The following is an 18785-nucleotide window of genomic DNA, read 5'->3' as shown; positions in this document are numbered from 1 at the left end:
TCTATTTCAGGACAAGACAATATTATTTACCAATACAGAATGTAATTCCAGTTATATTTTTAATATAAATTAATAACTTATAAAAATAAATAAAACTCAGTGCCTAATAGGTGACTGATTATGTAATCACTAGGCACATTTTTACACTCACGAAATTAAAAATTCATCTTAGTTTTGTGGCTTAACGTTTGAAATCAAAAAACTCACTATAGTCTTGTAATGCTCTTGCACATGTTGAGTTTCTACCAACATCATCCATCTCTGCTTTAACCGAAAAAATTCCCATTTTAGTAGCATTAGCCATACTTTTTTCACCATAAGTAGCAATGCATTTTCTATTAGTTTGATTAATATATTGCATCAACTTGCTCTGTTGATCCACATGTAATCCACATATACCTTGTATGGATGTAACATAGCCCAATAAGTCAGCATTATCTTTACAATCTTCCAATTTGACTGTTTCAACTTTCGCATTAGATATAGAGCTACAAACAACTACCAAGCACGTTAAGAAAATCTTATTCATTTAGCACCCTTAAAAAATTCAACCAACATAATAGATACTAATTATACATTTACGAAATGCTTTAAAGCCTTTTCTAAAGAAAGAATCTAATTGTTTTATTATCAATAAACGAAACGAAATGAAACGGCAAATGAAACGGCAGAAATTTCGGAAAGCCTTGATATTCAATCTATATGGAAGATTGAAAAATCCAATTTACACCCATCACGCGCGTATGAGGTTATGTATTTATCTACTGCGTTTCAAATCCCAATAGGTTAGTTTGTTAGCTGGTAAGGTGCTACCAATCACAATACTTTCAAGGCTAGGATTAAATAATGGATATCAACACTACAGCGTTAAAAGTGACAACTCCTCATGGGGCATTCTATGCGGTATTTCCAGATGATGCACAAAACTGCGAATTGCATGGGTTTGAGATTCTAGCGATTAGCTATTTTGAGAACAATCTTTACCGAATGAGTAAGCAGCACGGTTACTCACTGACATTGTCTCAACTAGAGCAAGAGGAATTAATGCTTTACGGCAATCGTCCTGATCTTCAAATAACGGTTACTGATGATTTTGACCGAGAAGAATTAGCACTAATCTAGCAAAAAAATATGTTATTTATTTTTGGGAAACGAAACGCAAAACGAAACGGTAAAAAATGAAACGAAACGGCAAATGAAACGGACAAAAACTCTAAAGACTTTGATGTTAAAGGTTATTTAGATAGCCTGAAATCCAATTTTGACCCATCACGCGCGAGAGACCAAAAATTTATCGGCTATCAATTAGAGCAAATTGACCAGCATTTAGGTGGCTTGGTTGATGTAATCGGGGTGGATAGTGGTGATGAATGAGTATACCCCCATACTTATTTTACTAGCCGTTAGTGGTTTGACCTTGCTTTATTTCCTATGCCTATGCCAGTACAAATACTCAATAGCCACGTCAAATAAGGTTGGTGATATGTTGCGGTGTAGGAAATGCAGCAAGAGGGTCATAGTACGGCGTAGTAAATATCGCAAGGTGTAGGTGTGTTTAGCCACTGGTGGGTGTGGTATGTCAAAAGAGTGATTGTAGATAGCTAGTTATAGCTAACTTATGACTAGGTTTAGTTATCTAATTAGGCAATACTAATCTAAAGCCATCTAAAGCATCGACATGATGTAGATAACGTGTCGACTTACTGCCATTTTATCGACATTAAAAAAGCCCCCAGTGAAGGAGGCTATTATCATTTAAAGCAATTGTAGCTCATCGGCTCGAATCTCGGTTATTTCCGTTTCGGATCTGCTTTGGTCTTTCCATTTCCTTGTACGCAATGAGCCTTCGATATAAACCTTTCCGCCTTTCTTGAGGTACTTACTGGCAATCTCGGCTAAATGGTTGTTAGTGGTGATTCTGTGCCATTCTGTAGCCTATTTGCGCTCACTAGTGGTCTTGCTCTTTCCAATGCTCGGAAGTTGCAACGCTGAATGTTGTAATGCTGCCACCGTTGGGAAATTGCTTTGTTTCAGGGTCACGGCCTAGAACGCCCATCACTGTCACTCTATTTAAATTTACCATTGGTTCAATCTCTTAAATTTTCTCAGAATGTCTATTTTTCATGGGTAACGTAGGTAACATGGGTAACATCCTTGCTATACAAGCATTTCAGCCTGTTACCTCTTTTTTTTGGCTTAGGTAACATGGGTAACAAACAAGGGAAATATGGGATTTGTTACCTCTGTTACCTGTTACCATTTTCAATGGGTAACGCATGAAAGCCTTTATTTATAAGGCTGCTACCTCTGTTACCTCTGTTACCTTCGCTTTTTACTATTCCCAGCTAAAAATAGCCTCTTTGACGGCATAAAATTTCTCTGACCCTTTCCTTAGTGGTAAACGAACAGTTTTTTGGCTTTTGCCTGAGTCATGTTCAAGCAAGTTATAGGCTAGTAATGCTTTGGCTGCCTTGCGAAAATCGTAACCTTTGCAGACTTCATTTTTAAACTGCTCAGGAAATACATAAAATATCTTTTCGCCGTTCTCTATCTTCCAGTATCCGACACGGTTATTAATGCGCTCGATGTTATCGGGGTCAGGTGTAATGGCTTGAAAACGGCTTGATTCGTTCGCTTCAAAGAATGCTTTAACATGGGCCACAATCTCCCGATTCTCATAATCTCCGACCTGCTCAAAACTGCCTAGCCATTGATTAAATACCTTTTGTACGGCGTTAAACGCTGTGCCTGCTTTCCAGCCTGTAATATTGGCCTTTGTTGCCAGCTCCCCAGCCGTTGCCACCAATGCAAAGTAGTTAGCCACTCGAACAATATGCCCTTGCGACTGGTTCACGGTTAAGGCTTGGCAGTGCTGGTCTAAAAGCTCCCTAGCTTCGTCCATACGCTCGCCTTTGTGGTCGGTCAGATACTCAAGCCATGCAATGCCAGCCACGCCGTAGCAGTCTGCCATACGCTTACTCAGCTCAATCGCTTGCTTTGCCCCATCCTCTGCAAAGTCTACATAGTCAAAAATACCGTACTCGGACTGATCTATATCAATATCAGCCAAGCGTATTTCTTGCCCCAGCTTAGTCTTCTGGCCTTGCTCGGTCATAATTTCTTTAAGGCTTTTTTCACCACTGGATAGAAAAATAACTTTCCACTGGTGCATAGGTTTTGCTGTAATTTGCTTGGTCATTCGACCTTTACCTAAACCATTGGCAAGCATATAAACGACATTGCCTAGCTCTTTGGGGTTCGCTATCTCCCCAATTTCATCCAGCACTAAAAAACTGTCATTGTGCATATACGCTGTATGCTCTAAAGCGTTTCCTGTGGCTCTCCATGTTCTATAAAACTGCTTTGGATTGCCCCACACGGAACTGGCAAGGTTCAAGGCTGTGCTTTTCCCTTTGGATGAACCTCCCTTAATATGAAAGCCACCGCCTTGCTGGTTAAGAGGGTCTAGCAATTGCCCAGCAAAGGCCGTACACAATGAAAAAGCCAATAAGCTATGATTCTCTGCCAATTGCGCTACATTGCTTCGCCATTGTTCTAATGTGCCTTTGCTTTGATAACGGTTATCTAGGGCATTGTTAGTCTGATAAACAATTAAATCACTGCTGCTTTGTCCGATCTGCTTATGAGGTAGTACAAATATATTGTCGTGCCATCCCACGCGGTCAACACATAACGCCCTAGCATCAGTCGGATAACTCATTAGATAGCTTTGCAGTAAATTTCTCGCCCTTCCATCAGATGCAATAATTACCCCCTGATAAGATAAGGCTTTGCGTAGCTCTACACCGTCCGATTGGAATAGCTCCATAGATAAGGCTTGAGTATGTTTAACCCCATCAGCGTCATACCATTCTAACAAGCGACCCCATGCGCTATTAGTCGTGTCCCTTGTTTGTGCCAGCACATTAATAGGACTTGAGATATAACGCCTCAATTCATCCTTTTTGGTTTGTTCAATGTAATACAAGCCATCTTCAAGGAGATGAAATACACCGTCACCATATTTAAACGGCTTGGCTAAATGGCCTTTAGGCAGATTGGTCTTTTTGGGTAGTAGTTCTATACCCTCTGCAATGAACTCTTTTAAAAAATCAGTTTCTTCGTACTGATCAAGATTAACAATTGATTCAGTCCCTAGAATCTCATGATGCAAATTCAGCAACCTAACCGCTGTGTTTTGTTCTAAGGCTTTAAATGGCTCAAGGTTTATATGTTCAAGTCTGACAGGCAGATAAAGCTGTCTGTATCCTGCTGCTGATAGCTGATTAATCAAAAATTGAATTTGCTTAAAATCAGATGCTTTGAGTTCTGTTTGATGTTTACTGCATAGCGTAGGTAACACCACCAAAGCAACGGCGTAGCCAGTCTGTGCGACCTTAAAGAATGATTCTAGGCTATAGGTGATGATTACAGGCTTATCATGATGAAAGTCACCATACATGGCAAAACCTTTAGCCAATCCATCAGGGATGACAGCCACACGCTGTCCATCCTGCATGACTGCACACTGTACAAGCTCCATTTGCCCATCATAGATAGGCATAATCAAAGGCTGCTCATAGCTAACGCCGTTTATATCTACATTGCCATCATCAACATAGATCGGCTGCTCAGGACTGCCGAAACGCTGTATTAATGGATGTGATGAATAAGCATCGTTAAACGATACAAGCTGTGTGCATTCGTTTAAAATGGCTTCGGGTGTTATTAGCTCTAGGGCTTCATGATGTGCTTTCATGCTTGCCCTTCCTTAGGGTTATCCCACTCATTTTGATACTTCGTAGCCAAATGTTCTTTTTCTTTTAAGCGGTCATTAGCAAGATGCTCATACATGCCGAAAAATTCATCCAATTGTTCAAAATATGAATCATGTACTTTGTGATTGCTTTGAATGAAGTCTTTAGTGTCATAGAACTCAGCTTTTAAATGTTTAATGGCTAAATTTAACCATTTCACATCATTAACAGCTAAGTCGCTGAGGTCTAGCATATCGCCAGCATCATAAGTTTTTTGAGTAAGACTTTTGATTGGATTAGGCATGGGATGCCCCCTAATACTTTTGAGATTTTCGCCAATGTAAAAACTGGTGATGGAATTCACTATCATTTTTACAAGGCCCATTTTCATTTCTTCAAATGGTCATCCAGTAATGGTCTGAAATGTATTGCAAGTTATAGACTGGTTGACCATTTTCTAAGTATTAGCTTGGTTCGGGTAGGTAATGTTTAGTCATCTTGACTGCTTCTCTTTCAAGTGCTGGAAGGTATTCAAAGGCAAGTATAAAAGCCTGCATGGTGTTCTGGTGTTCTGCACCGTACAGCTTCACAATCTCTCTGTCATGGTTAACAGTTTTGACAACCTTAGGGTGAATATTCATGCTATCCATAGCTCAAGACTCCATTGTTGCAATGGCTGCTTTGTGGTTTGCTATGCGTTCACTAATCCACTGGTCAACATCGGATTCAATCCAAGCGACACGGCGTTTAGATAGGGTGATAGCTTTGGGGAATTCGCCTTGTTTCATCATTGCGTAAATAGATGAAGCACCCAAGCCAGTTTTAGCCTGCACTTCTTTACGGCGGATCAGGCGGACGTTTTCGATTTGTTGTTCTTTAGATGTAGTCATCTAAACATTCTCCAATAGTGGAAATGCCTAGACACAAAAAAAGGAATTTAGAGAATAATTAAGAGGAAAAACTAAGTTTTATTAATTAGATATAGCAATACATAGCTATGCGATACATTCAGTGGATAGCAAAGAATACCAACCAACAAGAACAAGGTTATTGACATATGCCATGTTTGAACTACTATAAAACTTGTTTTTAAGCTATTTACATCTCTGAATTCTCTTAGTTTTGTGTCTTGGTACGACGTGGTTTAAAAACATCGACATGTAGTAACTGGTAATTACTCATGTCACCAAAAGAGCTAATGTACTGATAATACATTTAGCTCTTTTTTATTGCTCATTGATTGCTTTGTACTTATTACAACTCAATGAACATAATGTAATGTTACAACAATTTTTTATAAACAACCAACATCAATTCAAATAAAATCTTTTAAATTCAATAAATTAGATACAGACTAATTTAATTAGGTTTAAAATTAGGTAGAGACTAATTTAATTGGCCTTAAAAATTAGATAAAGACTAATTCCCTTAAAAACACCTTCTTTTAAGCACCTTTAACTTGATTAAAAAAGATCAAATTTGGCTCATAAATCACACTAAAAATATGATTACTCCACTTTTGCAGCATCTCTTTACGTTCTTTTTCATACTTGGCTTTGTTATATACACCTCGAACGCCTCGCATTGTGTGGTTTAAACACGCCTCGATTGCATCACTATGAAAGCCTTGTTCATTCAAATGTGTGCTTGCTGTTCTTCTCAAGTCGTGGACTGTGAACGGTGGCAAGTCTGTCAATGCCAGTGCTGCCTTTTGCGCCGTGTTAAATGCGTTATGGCTGATATGTGTGCCTGACTGTCTGCCCACAAATACAAAAGGCTCATTACCTGCAATTGTTTTTAATTCTTTGAAAATCTCAATTACTTGGTCGGACATATAAACGACCATTTCACGGCTATGACCTGTCGCGCTGTCTGCTTTGGTTTCAGGTATAAGCCACGTACGTTGTTCAAAGTCGATATGCTCCCATTTAGCCCTCAATAGCTCTGACTTTCTAACCAATGTAAGCAATGACAATAAAAGCCCTAACTTACGTGGTCGGTAGATACGAGAATCTAATAGGGTGGTGTAGTAGGTGCGAATTTCATTTGTACTTAAATATCTATCTCTCGGCTTTGCCTTATGGATATGTCGTGATGGTATGGCTAGCACTGGGTTAAAAGTAACTAGCCCCAACGTCATAGCATAATCAAACATACGCTTTAACAAGCCTCTGACTTGGTTAGCTGCTGCATCATATCCCTGTTCTTTTTTGCGCCATATTGTACGGCGTATATCTTCAATGCTGACCTGATCCAGTGGAATGCTTCCCATCATTGGATAAATATCATTGTTTAAACACAAAACCATGTTGTACGGATTTTTACGCTCTTTTCTTATCACTTCATTCAAATAGCGTTCGCCGTAGTCTTTAAACAAAATACCTTTTGGCTTTGCCTTATCCTGTTTCGGTGAAATACCTTTAGCCACCAGTGAGGCGGATTCATCTCTGATCTGTCTAGCGTCTTTCAATGACAAGTCAGGATAACGACCTATAACAAGCCGTTCCTGTTTGCCTGCCAGTGAATAACGATAGTGCCATGACTTAACGCCTGATTCCTTCACCTCAATAAAAAGCCCATTATTCAGCTTGTCTTTAACCGAATATCGCTTGTCCTGTGGTTTCAGGTTTTGAATCTCTCTATCAGTAGAGAAAAACAGGCCGTTTATCTTTGGCATTATTCTAGTCACTCAGGCATAAAAATAAGGTTTTATTGTCACGTAGCTAGTAGGTGACTAAAAAAATCATAGCACTAGATGAACGTATAGAACATATTGGAACAATAAAAAGACATTAAAAAAGCACTAAGTTGTTAAAACTTAATGCTATTTAATTATCACTAGAACTTATTATAACTTGTTAGAATATTGGCTTAATTTGAGATTACTTTCCAATACAGAATGATCCAAATATCTTGCCCAATAGGTCATCCGCACTAAAATCACCGGTAATCTCACCCAGCGCATTCTGTGCCAGACGTAAAGACTCTGCGACCAGTTCACCTGCATTATAAACAACAAGTTGCTCACGAGCTTCAGCTAAGTACATCTGAGTGCGCTTCATTGCATCTAAATGGCGGGTACGGGCAATAAAGGTATCTTCTTCAGGCTGGAAGCCTGCATGCGCTGTAATCGCATCTATGAGCGATTGGACACCGGTTTCCTGCTTGGCTGAGACGGTAATATGACGGAAGCTTTTAAAATCTCCCATAACAGCATCGGCACCGGTCAAATCGGCTTTATTCCCGATCAGGATCAGACGCTTTGGCTCGAGATGCTCAGCAAAATATTCTTGAGCAAGTTGTAATGGGTCATCTCCTTGGCTCAGGTCATAAACCAGCAACAGCAGATCGGCCTGTTCAATTTCTTTAATCGCGCGGCGAATACCTTCTTTTTCCACGATATCGCCGGTTTCACGCAGACCAGCAGTATCGGTCAGGGTAATCGGCAGACCATTCAATGTAATCTTTTCATGCAGCACATCACGGGTGGTTCCGGCAATATCGGTCACAATCGCACGTTCATTACCTGCTAGGGCATTCAGCAGGGAAGATTTACCTGCATTCGGTTTACCGGCAATCACCACTTGCAGACCTTCACGCAGTAACTGCCCCTGACGTGCAGATTGCTGAACCTGAGTGACGGCATTCGCCACGCCATCCAGCAAATTTAAAATCTTGCCATCCGCCAGAAAGTCGATTTCTTCTTCCGGGAAATCGATCGCCGCTTCGACATGCAAACGCAAGTGAATCAGCTGTTCTAATACCGTATTCACCTTAGTCGAGAATGCCCCTTGCAGCGAACGTACGGCAGAACGTGCCGCCGCTTGAGAAGTGGCATCAATCAGATCCGCAATGGCTTCGGCCTGCACCAGATCCAACTTGCCATTTTCAAAGGCACGCATCGAGAATTCACCAGCTTTGGCTGCAGTAGCACCCAGTTCCAGCAAACGGCCCAACAGGGCATTCTGGATCACCGGGCCACCATGGCCTTGCAGTTCCACTACATCTTCACCGGTAAAGGAATTCGGATTCGGGAAGCAAATCACCAGACCTTCGTCCATTACTTCACCGGCTGCATCATAGAACTGGCGAAACCCAGCAAAACGCGCTTTGGGCAAATCTTTTTGGCTCAAAGCCTGGGCAATTTCATAAGACTGGGGACCCGACAGGCGAATGACACCTACACCGCCACGTCCTGGGGGAGTTGCAATCGCAGCAATCGTAGTTCGGTCGAGCATAACATTCACCTAGAAAAAACTTAAAAATACAGCAAAAAAAATCCGCTCAAGATTACCATCTTAAGCGGATTTATTCAGCCCATCAGTACAACTTAGTTGACTGGTGTTGCCTCATCGCGTTTAGCACGGTCTTTGGCAACAGACTTGTTGATCAGTGTTTGTTGTAAGATCGTGATCAAGTTGTTCACAATCCAGTACAACACTAGACCTGCCGGGAAGAACAGCAAGAATACTGTAAAGATCACTGGCATAATCTTGAACACTTTCGCCTGCATTGGATCAGTTGGTTGCGGATTCAGCATCTGCTGGATATACATGGTCGCACCCATGATCAATGGCAGGATAAACCAAGGATCCATTGAAGATAAATCTTGAATCCAGAACATCCATGGTGCATGACGCAGTTCTACAGATTCCATCAATACCCAGTACAGTGCCAGGAAGATTGGCATTTGCAGTAACAGTGGTAAACAGCCAGCAAGTGGATTCACCTGTTCACGTTTGTACAGTGCCATCATTTCCTGAGAGAAGCGCATACGGTCTTCACCGAACTCTTCTTTCATGCGTTGCATTTCAGGTGCAATCACACGCATTTTCGCCATAGAGCGGTAGCTCTTCGACGACAATGGCCACAGGATCAGTTTAACCAGTACAGTTAACAGAATGATCGCCCAGCCCCAGTTACCCACTAGACCGTGGAAGAACTCAAGACCAACAAACAGCAGTTTGGCAATTGGCCATAACCAGCCATAGTCTACAGTCTGGTTCAGACCAGTCGCCAGATCTTTCAGCTCTGATTGAACTTTTGGACCAGAGTAGAAGGTCGCATCGATTTCAGCTACGGTACCTGCAGGCACATTGAAAGTTGGAGAAGTAAAACCAATGATATTCATGTTATCAGTTGATTTACGTGATTCCAGCTTCGCGCTGTAAGCTTCACCATTGGCTTGAGTCAGCTTCAGGTTACCTGGCACCCAAGCACTCACAAAGTAGTGCTGAACCATTGCAACCCAGCCACCTTTGGCTTCGGTATTCAGTTTTTCTTCAACAAAGTTGTCAAATTTTAACTTGTTGTAGTTTTCATCCGGTGTACCCCAAGCGCCGCCCAGGAACGTACCCAGTGTGAAGATCCCCTGATCAGATTTACCAGGGTCTTCAGAGTTGTCACGTTTGATCTGACCGAACATCTGACCTTGCCAGGTCTGGTCGCTGCGGTTGACCACTTTGTGATTCACAACTATCGGATATTCACCTTCAGTAAAGTTGAAGGTTTTAATGACCTCTACACCATCAGCCGTTTTAAAGACCATAGGTACAGAAAGTACTTTGACAGTTTCGCCATCTTTATTTTTAGCGGCTTTGGCATCTGCCAGTGTATAAGCCGTTTTTTCCAGCTCATAGGTTGGACGGCCATTACGGCTGCTGTCCGGTCCATTCAGACCGATCAGGCCCGACTGAGCGACATAAGTCCGTTTCGCATCGCTTTCCAGCATGACGAATGGTTCATCGCTGTCTTTATTCTTGTCATGATTGAGTAATTCAACACGAACAATATCACCACCTTTAGGATTGATCCAAAGATGATAAAGGTCAGTTTGTACTGAAATAAGCTGCTGACTTACAGGTGCGGTGGCATCCGTTGCTTGCTGCGCTGGCATATTTGCTTGTGGCAGATCAGAAGCGGCTGTCGCCGTCTGAGCATTTGGCAAATCTGCAGATACTTCATGTGAAACAACCGCAGCTTCTTGCTGTGGTTTTGTTTCAGCATTGCCATAATCTTTTTGCCACGCCAAAATGAGCAAATATGCGACAACAAACATGGCTCCGAGAATTGCAATCCTGGCCCATTGTTGCATATGTATTACCCCAAGTGGTTAGAGTGATTTTGGTTCAATAAACGATCACGAAAGGGTACAGCAACGTGAAGCGTTTGAGAATCTATTTGCTGAAATGAAATAAAACGAATCGCTTTCGGGGGAACCGGATCATATCCAGAGCCACCCCACGGATGACAACGGCAAATACGCTGAGTAGCCAGCCACACACCACGTACAGCTCCATGTGTATGGACTGCTTCCAAGGAATATTGAGAACATGTTGGAATATAACGACAGCGTGGTCCCAATAAAGGACTAATCGCAATCTGATAGAAACGTATTAACCAATGCAGTAAACGTACCATTGGCCATCTCTACTTTTGTGGGGAGGATGATGCTATTTTGGAATGCTTTTTGGCAAGACGGTTGAGTTTCTGCCAGGCAAATTGTAATTGCTGATGCAACTCTGCGTTCGGTACCGCTTCTATACCTACTTTAGGCATAACCACAATATCCAAATCATCTAGTTGCTGTTGATGCAGGCGAAAACTTTCGCGAGCAAGTCGTTTTACTCGATTTCGTTCGTGCGCACGGCGCACTTTTTTCTTGGCAACAACTAAACCCAAACGGCTGTTTGGCAGTTCGGAATGTTTTGCAAGAAAAAGGAAATGGGGTTGATGCACTTTAAAAAGCGCACCATCAAAGACTCCTTTATAATCTGCAGCACAGCGTAAACGAAGCTCTGTACCAAAACTATAAAGTGTAGTCATAACACCCAAAATCGGCAAAGCCTAACTGATTAAACAGTTAAGCTGTGACGACCTTTTGCACGACGGCGAGCTAGAACTTGACGACCAGCTTTAGTAGCCATACGAGCACGGAAACCATGAACGCGTTTACGCTTTAATTCAGATGGTTGGAATGTACGTTTCATATTGAAACTCCAAAAATGATCTTTCTATAAAGGTCCGCGATTTTAGTGCTCATTGCTTGAGCTGTCAATGCAAAAGCCATTTTCTTTTCAAATAAGACTGGAATCAAAATGTAAATAGGGATTAAAAAAATTGTATTCAAATACCTATATATAAGTTAACCACAATATAACCATTTGTTTTAAAATCAAATATAAGTTATTAACACTTATATCAACATAGTTATCCACAACTTATGTGAAATCTAAATTTAACTCTTGAGTTTTGAATTTAAATTTAAACTTTTCTCAGTTATCCACAAAAGAACAAAATCTTATAAATAAATTCAAATTTATAAATTTAAATTTATTACTATTAGGGTGGACTTTTTCTGTGGAAAAGGTAATTTTGTATTAAATAAACAAAAACTTAGTTTGTGGATAAAACTGTTTTTATTAATTTTATACTTTGTGGATAACTTTGTGCTATATTTTATCCACAGCTTGCGGATAAACTTATCCACACCAGCTTTTTAAATTTAAATTTATCCACCATGACTACTTTTTGCGCAAAATCTGTGGAAATTGCCATGACAGATGTGGATAACTTGGTTAGAATGGCGACCCGCTTTGGTCGCGGTCAGCCTTTTTTGATTAACAATGGAATGAATAGGGGATTCACATGCTTTGGACAGACTGCTTAAATCGCTTGCGACAAGAGCTCTCTGGAAATGTCTTTACAATGTGGATTCGCCCATTGGTTGCAGAAGAGCTGGACGATACCCTGCGTCTTTATGCACCTAATCCGTATTGGACGCGCTACATTCAAGAGCATCATCTGGAACTGATTTCGATTTTGGCCGAACAGCTATCTGAAGGTCGCGTACGTAAAGTTGAAATTCTGGTGGATTCCCGCCCAGGTGCAATTTTATCTGCCAGTGAACAGCCAGCGACGACAACAGCGGCTTTGGAATCTGCACCTGTGGTTGCGCCAGCACCGCGTCCTAAGAAAGAAAAAGAAGATTCAGGCAAAAATAGTCGTAAACGTCAGCTGAATCCTTTATTTACCTTCTCGTTATTTGTTGAAGGCCGTTCTAACCAGATGGCGGCTGAAACCTGTCGTAAGGTGTTAACCCAACTCGGTGCTTCGCAGCATAACCCGCTATTTTTATATGGCCCGACTGGTCTGGGTAAAACCCACTTGATGCAGGCAGTCGGGAATGCATTATTACAGGCAAAACCCAATGCCCGCGTGATGTATATGACTGCAGAAAGCTTTGTACAGGATTTTGTCAGTTCCTTACAACAGGGCAAGGTTGAAGAGTTTAAGAAAAACTGCCGTTCACTGGATCTTTTGCTAGTCGATGATATTCATTTGCTCGCAGGTAAAGAAGCCAGTCTGGTGGAGTTCTTCTATACCTTTAACGCGCTATTGGATGAATCGAAGCAAATTATCCTCACCTCGGATCGTTACCCTAAAGAATTGACCGAACTGGATCCACGTCTAGTTTCACGTTTTTCCTGGGGACTTTCTGTAGGTGTGGAACCACCCGATATCGAAACCCGAATTGAAATCTTGCTGAAAAAAGCCGAAAACACCGGTGTAGATTTACCACGTAACTGTGCGCTATTTATCGCCCAACAAGTGGTGGCGAACGTCCGTGAACTTGAAGGTGCGCTAAACAAAGTGGTGGCGATCTCGCGTTTTAAAGGAACGCCGATTGATCTGGATGTGGTACGTGAGTCTTTGAAAGATGTCCTCGCAATTCGTGCCCGGACCATCAGCACTGAAAATATCCAGCGTGTCGTGAGTGAATATTTTCGCATTCCGCTTAAAGAGCTAGTGGGTCCAAAACGTACCCGTATTTATGCCCGTCCACGTCAGCTTGCAATGGGTCTGGCACGTGAACTGACCGGAGATAGTTTCCCGGAAATTGGTATGGCTTTTGGTGGTCGAGATCACAGTACAGTCATGCATGCCTGCGAAAAAGTACAGAGCTTGCGTGAAGAAGATCCGATCTTCAATGAGGACTATAAAAACCTGCAACGCCTGTTGCAGAGTTGACCTAAAACGCTCAAATTCTGTTCTTGCTATGCGGCCTGTTTTGCCGCATAGTTAACTGTTAAAAATTCAACTTTTATCTTATTAATCTTCAGCTTTAGAGGAATGCACCGTGCGTTTAAAAATCGCGAAAGAAAGCTTACTGAATGTTCTCTCACATGTCGTAGGAGCGGTTGAACGTCGCCATACCTTAAATATTCTTTCAAACCTGAAAATCCAGGTGACTGCTGAAGCTTTGACCGTCACTGGTTCGGATCTTGAAGTAGAACTGGTGGCCAGCACACAGTTGGCTGAAGGTGCATGTCTGCAAGCCGGTGAAACCACTGTTCCGGCACGTAAGCTGATTGATATCTGTAAATCTTTGCCATCAGCAGCCCTGATCGACCTGCAAATTACTGATGACCAGCGTTGTATCCTGAAATCTGGAAATAGTCGTTTTGTGCTCGGTACTTTGCCTGCGGATGACTATCCATTATTGAATACTGAAAATACTCAAGGCACACAAGTCACTGTGACTCAGCGCGAATTAAAACGTCTGTTTGAAAAAACGGCTTTCGCAATGGCAGTGCAGGACGTACGTTTCTACCTGACTGGTACTTTACTTGAAATTGACGCTAATCAGCTTCGTGCGGTAACGACAGATGGTCATCGTCTGGCATTGTGTGAAACAGCAGCCCAATCGACAGCAACTCAACCGATTCAAGCCATTGTTCCACGTAAGGCAGTCGCTGAACTGCAACGTTTATTAAGCGTTGAAGATGAACAACTCTCGTTGTTGATTGGTCGTGAATTATTGAATGTAACTATTCGTATGGCTAGCCGTGATAAAGAACAGGCTGATATCACAGTTCGTTTCACCACGAAACTGATTGACGGTAAATTCCCGGACTACCGCCGTGTAATTCCACGTGGTGGCGACAAGAATGTGATTATTGCGCATGACGTGTTTAAGCAATCCTTACAACGTGTGGCTATTTTGAGTAATGAAAAACTGCGTGGCGTATTCCTGAACTTTAATGCCGGTTCATTACAACTTCGTGCCAATAACCCGGAACAGGATGAGGCGATTGAAGATCTGGCGATCCAGTATGCAGATGCACCACTGGAAATGTCATTCAATGCGCAATACCTGATTGAAGTGCTAGGTGTACTGGACGGTGAAGATGTATCCATGACCATGACTGAAGCGAATCAGTCTGTGCTGGTTCAGGATCCATCTCATACCGATCAGACCTATGTCGTGATGCCAATGCGTGTCTAAGCGACAGCTGAGCTAAGCCAATGCTATGCATATTACGCGTCTTCATATTGAACGTGTACGAAATTTAAAAACGGTTGCACTCCAGAGATTGCAACCGTTTAATGTTTTTTATGGCCAGAATGGTTCAGGCAAGACTTCAGTACTGGAAGCTATTCATTTACTGGCCACAGGACGTTCCTTTCGTACCCATATCCCGAAAAATTACATTCAGCATGGCGCCTCGGATGCGATTGTGTTCGCCCAATCGGAAACTGAAAAAGTCGGCATGCAAAAAATGGCCAGCGGGGAACAGCTGATCAAGGTCAATGGCGATGCGATTGCAACCCAAGGTCAGCTTGCCAAGATGTTACCCTTACAACTGCTTGATCCGCAGAGTACCGATATTATCGATCATGGTGCCAAACCACGTCGTCAGCTATTGGACTGGTTAATGTTCCACGTGGAACCAGAGTTTTATCATGCCTGGCAATATTATTCACGAGCCTTAAAACAGCGGAACAGTCTGCTTAAATCCAAACGTTTTCTAAGTTTGTCTGATCTGGAAGCGTGGAACCAGATGCTGAGTGAATATGGTGAGATTTTGCACTCCCAACGTGTCGGCATCATGGAACAGTGGAAGCCATTTTTTGAGGATGATCTCAAACATCTATTACCGGATCTGGAGATTTCTGTGGAATACAGTCCCGGCTTTCACAGTGAACATGGCCTGCTGAATGACCTAACCAATCATCATGACAAAGATGTAGAACGGCGCTATACCGAATATGGTCCACATCGCGCAGATTTGCGCCTGAAGACCCCTCTGGGAGATGCCGATGTGATCTTATCTCGCGGACAAAAAAAGCTTTTAATGATGGCACTTAAACTGTCGCAAATCGCAATGCTGCATTCTTGTAATAAGGAAACTGTGGTATTATTAGATGACGTGACAGCAGAATTAGATTTAACCGCACAACAACGTTTAATTGAGCGATTGAGCCAGCTTGGTAGTCAAGTTTTTATTACCACTTTAGACCATGAATCAGTACAAAAGCACCTACATGATCTGTCTATCTCATATCAGTTATTCCATGTTGAAAACGGTACAGTTCAAGTTGTTGTGCAATAGTTTTTAAATTTTTACCTATCTTTGGATAAACCTATCTTTCACTAGGGAGAAACCATGAGTTCAGAAGATCAAGCTGCTTCTCAAACAGAACAAACCACTGAAAAAGCTTATGATTCCTCTAGCATCAAGGTATTACGTGGTTTAGACGCAGTACGTAAGCGTCCAGGCATGTACATTGGTGATACAGACGATGGTACCGGCTTACACCATATGGTCTTCGAGGTCGTAGATAACTCGATTGATGAGGCGCTGGCAGGTCACTGTGATGAAATTTTAGTGACTATTCATGAAGATGAATCAGTTTCAGTATCAGATAATGGCCGTGGTATTCCGACTGACATTCACCCTGAAGAAGGCGTGTCTGCTGCAGAAGTGATTTTAACCATTCTGCATGCGGGCGGTAAGTTTGATGATAACAGCTATAAAGTCTCTGGCGGTCTGCACGGTGTAGGTGTATCCGTAGTAAATGCGTTATCAGAAAAATTGGAACTAACCATTCATCGCGCCGGTAAAATCCATGAACAGGAATATCGTCATGGTGATCCACAATTCCCTTTAAAAATGGTGGGCGAGACCGATAAGACCGGTACTCGCGTGCGTTTCTGGCCAAGTGCTGAAACCTTTAGTCAGACCATTTTTAATGTCGACATCCTGGCCCGTCGTTTACGTGAACTGTCCTTCCTGAATGCAGGTGTACGAATCGTATTACGTGACGAACGTATCAATGCCGAATACATTTTTGATTATGAAGGCGGTTTGGCTGAGTTTGTTAAGTACATTAACCAAGGTAAAACCCACCTGAATGATATTTTCCATTTCACCACTCAGGCAGAAAATGGCATTGGTGTAGAAGTTGCACTGCAATGGAATGATTCTTATCAGGAAAATGTACGCTGCTTTACCAACAACATCCCGCAAAAGGATGGCGGTACTCACTTAGCCGGTTTCCGTGCAGCACTGACCCGTGGTTTAAATAACTACATGGACAGTGAAAATATCCTGAAAAAAGAAAAAGTTGTGGTTTCAGGTGATGATGCGCGTGAAGGTTTGACTGCGATTGTGTCAGTAAAAGTGCCTGATCCGAAATTCTCTTCACAAACTAAAGAAAAACTGGTATCGAGTGAAGTGAAATCTGCAGTTGAGCAGGCTATGAACAAGGCATTCTCTGAGTATCTGTTAGAGAATCCACAGGCGGCTAAATCAATCGCTGGCAAGATCATTGACGCAGCGCGTGCCCGTGATGCAGCGCGTAAAGCACGTGAAATGACCCGTCGTAAGAGCGCACTCGATATCGCCGGCCTTCCAGGTAAACTGGCGGATTGCCAAGAGAAAGATCCAGCTTTATCTGAACTGTACCTAGTCGAAGGTGACTCTGCGGGCGGTTCTGCAAAACAGGGCCGTAACCGTAAGATGCAGGCAATTCTGCCGCTAAAAGGTAAGATCCTGAACGTGGAACGTGCCCGTTTTGACCGTATGATTTCTTCTGCAGAAGTGGGTACGCTGATTACGGCACTCGGCTGTGGTATTGGTCGTGAAGAATATAACCCGGACAAGCTGCGTTATCACAAAATCATCATCATGACCGATGCTGACGTGGATGGTTCACACATCCGTACATTGCTGCTGACTTTCTTCTTCCGTCAAATGCCGGAACTGGTCGAGCGTGGTCATATCTATATCGCACAGCCGCCGTTGTACAAGCTGAAAAAAGGTAAACAGGAACAGTACATCAAGGACAATGATGCACTGGAAACTTACCTGATTTCGAATGCGATTGATGAGCTCGAACTGCATATCAGTGCCGATGCCCCTGCGATTCGTGGGGAAGCTCTGGCCAATGTGATTACCGATTATCAAACTTCACAAAAGAGTTTGGCACGTTTAACTGTACGTTATCCTGCAAGCTTGCTGGATGCCTTGATTTCACTGGAAGCATTCAAGCTAGATCAGCTGGAAGATAAAGCTTATGTGGAAACTTGGGGTGAAGACCTGCGTGCTGCGATTGAAAAAATCCAGCCAAGTTTACGTCCTGAATTGAGTCTGGAACGTTTTGAAAAAGATGTTGATGGCCAGATCGTAGAAAGCTGGTTACCACGGATTACAATTTATGTGCATAACCTGCCACATCATTACCTGCTAGATGCTAGCTTGCTCAGCTCAAGTGAATATGCGCGTTTACTGAAAAACTCGAAAAGCTGGTTCACGCTGCTTGAAGAGGGTGCTTATTTACAGAAAGGTGAGCGTAAGATTCAGGTCAGCAGTTTCCATCAGGTTTGGCAGCATATTTTGCAAGACTCTCGCCGCGGCATGATGATCCAGCGTTATAAAGGTCTGGGTGAGATGAACGCGGATCAGCTGTGGGAAACCACGATGGATCCGGAAAACCGTAACATGCTACAAGTGACGGTACAGGATGCGATTGAAGCAGACCGCATGTTCTCTTGTCTGATGGGAGATGATGTAGAACCACGTCGTGCCTTTATTGAAGAAAATGCCTTAAATGCCGATATTGATACCTGATCCATCGGAATAAATCGAAACGAAAAAGCGCCTTTTAAGGCGCTTTTTTTACGTAAATTTTCTATTAATACCAGATGAACTGTTTAGAATAATTTTAATCTAAGCAGTTTTT

The 18785-nt window shown here is 42.4% G+C and carries 16 protein-coding genes and 1 pseudogene; 5 read left to right on the top strand and 12 right to left on the bottom strand.

Going from position 1 to position 18785, the window contains the following annotated elements:
- Nucleotides 1-181: 181 nt before the first annotated feature.
- On the bottom strand, nt 182-529 hold the full coding sequence (locus B3Q46_RS05440; RefSeq protein WP_074947136.1) for a hypothetical protein: 348 nt from the start codon (nt 527-529) through the stop codon (nt 182-184).
- A gap of 317 nt (nt 530-846) precedes the next feature.
- Here B3Q46_RS05440 and B3Q46_RS05435 point away from each other — a divergent pair, with 317 nt between their 5' ends.
- The gene (locus tag B3Q46_RS05435) at nt 847-1122 is read left to right on the top strand and encodes a hypothetical protein (RefSeq protein WP_074947135.1); all 276 of its coding nucleotides are present in this window, start codon (nt 847-849) and stop codon (nt 1120-1122) included.
- Nucleotides 1123-1758: 636 nt separating this feature from the next.
- Here the strand turns inward: B3Q46_RS05435 and ssb are convergent.
- The 11 genes and pseudogenes from ssb to rpmH all read right to left on the bottom strand — a co-directional run.
- Nucleotides 1759-2083, bottom strand: a pseudogene (gene ssb / locus B3Q46_RS05430) (single-stranded DNA-binding protein); the annotation flags it as partial.
- A 252-nt stretch (nt 2084-2335) separates the two neighbouring features.
- Nucleotides 2336-4759, bottom strand: a complete 2424-nt coding sequence (locus B3Q46_RS05425) for a DUF927 domain-containing protein (RefSeq protein ID WP_286713886.1) — start codon at nt 4757-4759, stop codon at nt 2336-2338.
- Complete coding sequence (locus B3Q46_RS05420; protein ID WP_074947133.1) at nt 4756-5061, bottom strand: hypothetical protein; 306 nt, start codon at nt 5059-5061, stop codon at nt 4756-4758. The genes B3Q46_RS05425 and B3Q46_RS05420 overlap by 4 nt, the downstream gene beginning before the upstream one ends.
- A 160-nt stretch (nt 5062-5221) precedes the next feature.
- Nucleotides 5222-5407: a hypothetical protein gene (locus B3Q46_RS05415; protein ID WP_074947132.1), complete on the bottom strand. Its 186-nt coding sequence runs from the start codon at nt 5405-5407 to the stop codon at nt 5222-5224.
- Nucleotides 5408-5410: 3 nt separating this feature from the next.
- On the bottom strand, nt 5411-5647 hold the full coding sequence (locus B3Q46_RS05410) for a helix-turn-helix transcriptional regulator (RefSeq protein ID WP_074947131.1): 237 nt from the start codon (nt 5645-5647) through the stop codon (nt 5411-5413).
- Nucleotides 5648-6201: 554 nt separating this feature from the next.
- On the bottom strand, nt 6202-7434 hold the full coding sequence (locus B3Q46_RS05405; protein WP_139229520.1) for a tyrosine-type recombinase/integrase: 1233 nt from the start codon (nt 7432-7434) through the stop codon (nt 6202-6204).
- A 205-nt stretch (nt 7435-7639) separates the two neighbouring features.
- Complete coding sequence (gene mnmE / locus B3Q46_RS05400; protein ID WP_034706189.1) at nt 7640-8995, bottom strand: tRNA uridine-5-carboxymethylaminomethyl(34) synthesis GTPase MnmE; 1356 nt, start codon at nt 8993-8995, stop codon at nt 7640-7642.
- A 92-nt stretch (nt 8996-9087) separates the two neighbouring features.
- Nucleotides 9088-10851, bottom strand: coding sequence for a membrane protein insertase YidC (yidC, locus tag B3Q46_RS05395; protein WP_034706191.1), 1764 nt, complete (start codon nt 10849-10851; stop codon nt 9088-9090).
- 5 nt (nt 10852-10856) lie between these two features.
- On the bottom strand, nt 10857-11177 hold the full coding sequence (yidD, locus tag B3Q46_RS05390) for a membrane protein insertion efficiency factor YidD (RefSeq protein WP_004780345.1): 321 nt from the start codon (nt 11175-11177) through the stop codon (nt 10857-10859).
- A gap of 9 nt (nt 11178-11186) precedes the next feature.
- On the bottom strand, nt 11187-11582 hold the full coding sequence (gene rnpA / locus B3Q46_RS05385) for a ribonuclease P protein component (protein WP_034706193.1): 396 nt from the start codon (nt 11580-11582) through the stop codon (nt 11187-11189).
- Between the two features lie 29 nt (nt 11583-11611).
- Entirely contained in the window at nt 11612-11746 is a 135-nt protein-coding gene (rpmH, locus tag B3Q46_RS05380) for a 50S ribosomal protein L34 (protein WP_000831329.1), read from the bottom strand.
- A gap of 658 nt (nt 11747-12404) precedes the next feature.
- On the opposite strand from rpmH, the gene dnaA reads away from it, so the two are divergent.
- From dnaA to gyrB, 4 genes are all read left to right on the top strand, one after another.
- A complete protein-coding gene (gene dnaA / locus B3Q46_RS05375) occupies nt 12405-13787 on the top strand; it encodes a chromosomal replication initiator protein DnaA (protein ID WP_004780349.1) in 1383 nt (460 codons plus the stop codon).
- Between the two features lie 109 nt (nt 13788-13896).
- Nucleotides 13897-15045: a DNA polymerase III subunit beta gene (gene dnaN, locus B3Q46_RS05370; RefSeq protein ID WP_004780351.1), complete on the top strand. Its 1149-nt coding sequence runs from the start codon at nt 13897-13899 to the stop codon at nt 15043-15045.
- Between the two features lie 25 nt (nt 15046-15070).
- Nucleotides 15071-16153, top strand: a complete 1083-nt coding sequence (gene recF / locus B3Q46_RS05365) for a DNA replication/repair protein RecF (protein ID WP_034705861.1) — start codon at nt 15071-15073, stop codon at nt 16151-16153.
- 54 nt (nt 16154-16207) lie between these two features.
- Complete coding sequence (gene gyrB, locus B3Q46_RS05360) at nt 16208-18673, top strand: DNA topoisomerase (ATP-hydrolyzing) subunit B (protein ID WP_004780354.1); 2466 nt, start codon at nt 16208-16210, stop codon at nt 18671-18673.
- Nucleotides 18674-18785 lie beyond the last annotated feature (112 nt).

The organism is Acinetobacter sp. UBA2581 (assembly GCF_002339435.1).
GTDB lineage: Bacteria > Pseudomonadota > Gammaproteobacteria > Pseudomonadales > Moraxellaceae > Acinetobacter > Acinetobacter variabilis.
The sequence above is the reverse complement of the archived record's forward strand: the minus strand, read 5'-3'. Positions and strand labels throughout refer to the sequence as shown.

Coding starts and splice junctions, on each gene's coding strand:
- B3Q46_RS05440 (WP_074947136.1), bottom strand. CDS start 529: ATGAATAAGATTTTCTTAACGTGCTTGGTAGTTGTTTGTAGCTCTATA.
- B3Q46_RS05435 (WP_074947135.1), top strand. CDS start 847: ATGGATATCAACACTACAGCGTTAAAAGTGACAACTCCTCATGGGGCA.
- B3Q46_RS05425 (WP_286713886.1), bottom strand. CDS start 4,759: ATGAAAGCACATCATGAAGCCCTAGAGCTAATAACACCCGAAGCCATT.
- B3Q46_RS05420 (WP_074947133.1), bottom strand. CDS start 5,061: ATGCCTAATCCAATCAAAAGTCTTACTCAAAAAACTTATGATGCTGGC.
- B3Q46_RS05415 (WP_074947132.1), bottom strand. CDS start 5,407: ATGGATAGCATGAATATTCACCCTAAGGTTGTCAAAACTGTTAACCAT.
- B3Q46_RS05410 (WP_074947131.1), bottom strand. CDS start 5,647: ATGACTACATCTAAAGAACAACAAATCGAAAACGTCCGCCTGATCCGC.
- B3Q46_RS05405 (WP_139229520.1), bottom strand. CDS start 7,434: ATGCCAAAGATAAACGGCCTGTTTTTCTCTACTGATAGAGAGATTCAA.
- mnmE (WP_034706189.1), bottom strand. CDS start 8,995: ATGCTCGACCGAACTACGATTGCTGCGATTGCAACTCCCCCAGGACGT.
- yidC (WP_034706191.1), bottom strand. CDS start 10,851: ATGCAACAATGGGCCAGGATTGCAATTCTCGGAGCCATGTTTGTTGTC.
- yidD (WP_004780345.1), bottom strand. CDS start 11,177: ATGGTACGTTTACTGCATTGGTTAATACGTTTCTATCAGATTGCGATT.
- rnpA (WP_034706193.1), bottom strand. CDS start 11,582: ATGACTACACTTTATAGTTTTGGTACAGAGCTTCGTTTACGCTGTGCT.
- rpmH (WP_000831329.1), bottom strand. CDS start 11,746: ATGAAACGTACATTCCAACCATCTGAATTAAAGCGTAAACGCGTTCAT.
- dnaA (WP_004780349.1), top strand. CDS start 12,405: ATGCTTTGGACAGACTGCTTAAATCGCTTGCGACAAGAGCTCTCTGGA.
- recF (WP_034705861.1), top strand. CDS start 15,071: ATGCATATTACGCGTCTTCATATTGAACGTGTACGAAATTTAAAAACG.
- gyrB (WP_004780354.1), top strand. CDS start 16,208: ATGAGTTCAGAAGATCAAGCTGCTTCTCAAACAGAACAAACCACTGAA.